The sequence below is a fragment of the Gammaproteobacteria bacterium genome (assembly GCA_003696665.1).
Taxonomy (GTDB): domain Bacteria; phylum Pseudomonadota; class Gammaproteobacteria; order Enterobacterales.
This window is the reverse complement of the sequence record RFGJ01000371.1, coordinates 1-2,437: the sequence shown is the minus strand read 5'-3', so window position 1 is coordinate 2,437 and position 2,437 is coordinate 1. Positions and strand designations below refer to the sequence as shown.

The window sequence follows — 2,437 nt, the reverse complement described above, 5'->3', positions numbered from 1 at the left end:
GCTAGGCGTCTGCAATGGTTGCCAAATGCTTGCCCACCTGAAGCAGCTCATTCCGGGGGCTGACCATTGGCCACGATTTGTACGCAATCGCTCAGAACAGTTTGAAGCACGGCTGTCATTGGTTGAAATTCTGCCGTCTCGTTCGGTGCTGTTACAGGGGATGGCGGGGGCTCGTTTGCCAATTGCCGTCTCTCACGGTGAGGGTCGGGCAGAATTCACTTCGGAGGCACACCTAGCGTCGGCGGTTGACAAGGGCGTTGTGATGCGGTTTGTGGACAACCACGGGCGTCCGACTGAAACCTATCCTTTTAACCCAAATGGTTCCCCTCAGGGGATTACGGGACTTTGTAATGAAGATGGGCGCGTCACCATTATGATGCCGCATCCTGAGCGCGTGTTTAGGACCGTACAAATGAGCTGGGCACCCACTGACTGGGGCGAAGACAGTCCGTGGATGCGTATGTTCCGTAATGCCCGCGTCTGGGTTGGGTAACGCGGATTTTGGTATGCGCTTTCCGGATAAAATATCGTTGACACGCGGCATTGAACGCGAGGCTTTACGCGTCGATGCCGCAGGCGATATTGCCAAAACTCCACACCCGGAGTCATTGGGCCCAGCGCTGACACATCCCTATATCACTTTGGACTATGCGGAGACTTTGCCCGAGCTGATCACCCCGCCGTTCGTTGACGATGTGAACGGTTTATTAGAATTTTTGGCAAATTTGCACATCTGGTTTTACCAGGCGATTCGTCCGCAAGGTGAGATTCTGTGGAATGGTTCCATGCCTGCGTGCATTCCTTCTGAACAGGATATTGTGATTGCGCGTTTTGGGCGCTCGAATATTGCACGGATGAAGGAAATTTACCGCACCGGGCTTGGCTACCGTTATGGCAAAACCATGCAAATGATTGCTGGCGTGCATTATAACCTTTCTATCGATGACGACTTTTGGCGTTGGCGTTACCCGGCGATGTCGGAAGCGCCTTTTTCAAGCGTTCGCTCCCATGGTTATATGGGGTTGATCCGAAATTTCCTTCGTCATCAGTGGTTGCTGGTTTATTTGTTTGGCGCTTCCCCGTCGATATGTCAAAGCTTCCTGAAGGAGCGGCCGTCTCGACTGGCGCGACTGTCCGAAAGCACTCGCTATGGAACCTATGCCACGAGCCTGCGCATGAGTGACATTGGTTATGTCAATAACGCCCAGACGGCGCTGAATATTAGTTACAACAGCGTGGATACCTATATTGCGGGGCTCGAAGCCGCCATTCGTACGCCAGAACCGCTTTACCAAAAGATCGGCGTGGTTGTTGATGGGGAATATCGGCAGTTGAATGCGAATATCCTACAAATTGAAAATGAGTTTTATGCGTCCGTTCGTCCTAAGCGTACGGTACGGTCGGGGGAGCGTCCGGCGAAAGCGCTGACGCGGGCCGGTGTCGAATACGTCGAAGTGCGCGCGCTTGATCTCAATCCGTTTGCACCACTCGGCATTAGCAAGGCACAAGTGCTCTTTTTGGACTGTTTTCTGTTATGGTGCGCGCTGAACGACAGTCCGGCGCTGTCGTGTCGAGAAATTGGTGAGAACAAAGACAACTTGCGTCGCGTTGTCGAGTCGGGTCGACAGGAAGAATTGACGTTATGGCGGGAAAACAGAGAAGTTAGGCTTGTCGAAGAAGGGCAGCGTATCTTCGACGAATTGTTGAAGGTCGCTGAGTACTTGGAAAGGCAGCCATGGGCCGTCACTCAGTCGCTGAATTACACCGAAAGCTTGGCCGAATTGGCGTCTATGGTAAACAGGCCAGACGAGACATTGTCTGCACAAGCGTTGGCGGTGGTTCAAAATTGTGGTAGCCATGTCGAAGGCTTTTTGCAATTGAGTCGGGCGGCAACGTCGGCCATTGAGCGAATGAAATATACAGGAAGTTTTTGTCGAGATATGCAAAAGGTGACGCAAACTGCGCGCGATAAATTTGAAGAAGTAGAATCTCAAGCACAAATGCCGTTTGAGCAATTTTTGGCGGCTTATTTTGAATAAAGCGTGTGAGCCTTGAACATTGGGGGAGGGACAATGACTTTAACCACGCCAACGTTGGTGACATTTCTTGTCTATTTGGTGGGGATGCTTGCCATCGGCATTTATGCCTGGAGAAAAACGGCGAATTTAAGTGACTATATCCTCGGTGGGCGCCGTTTGACCGGCTCTGTGGCGGCGCTGAGCGCAGGCGCTTCGGATATGAGCGGATGGCTGTTGCTCGGATTGCCGGGCGCGATTTACGCACGTGGCCTGAGTGAAGCCATGATCGGCTTCGGACTGGTCATTGGGGCTTACCTGAACTGGAAAATCGTTGCGCCACGATTGCGTTATTTCACCGAAGTCTTTGGCGACTCGTTAACACTTTCCGACTATTTTGAGAATCGCTTTGAAGACAAAAG

General features: G+C 52.0%; 3 protein-coding genes. All 3 read left to right on the top strand.

Translation table 11 applies throughout. The features are described 5' to 3' along the window. Positions 1–493, top strand: a 493-nt coding sequence (locus tag D6694_09600; GenBank protein RMH40898.1) for a phosphoribosylformylglycinamidine synthase, incomplete at its 5' end; no start/stop codon positions are given. Next, positions 471–2,039, top strand: coding sequence for a glutamate--cysteine ligase (locus tag D6694_09595; GenBank protein ID RMH40897.1), 1,569 nt, complete (start codon positions 471–473; stop codon positions 2,037–2,039). The genes D6694_09600 and D6694_09595, both read left to right, overlap by 23 nt. 33 nt (positions 2,040–2,072) lie before the next feature. Continuing rightward, on the top strand, positions 2,073–2,437 hold a 365-nt coding region (locus tag D6694_09590), incomplete at its 3' end, for a sodium:proline symporter (protein RMH40896.1).

Bases quoted from the DNA above. Each gene is read 5' to 3' on its own strand.
- D6694_09595 (RMH40897.1), top strand. From the start codon at position 471: ATGCCCGCGTCTGGGTTGGGTAACGCGGATTTTGGTATGCGCTTTCCG.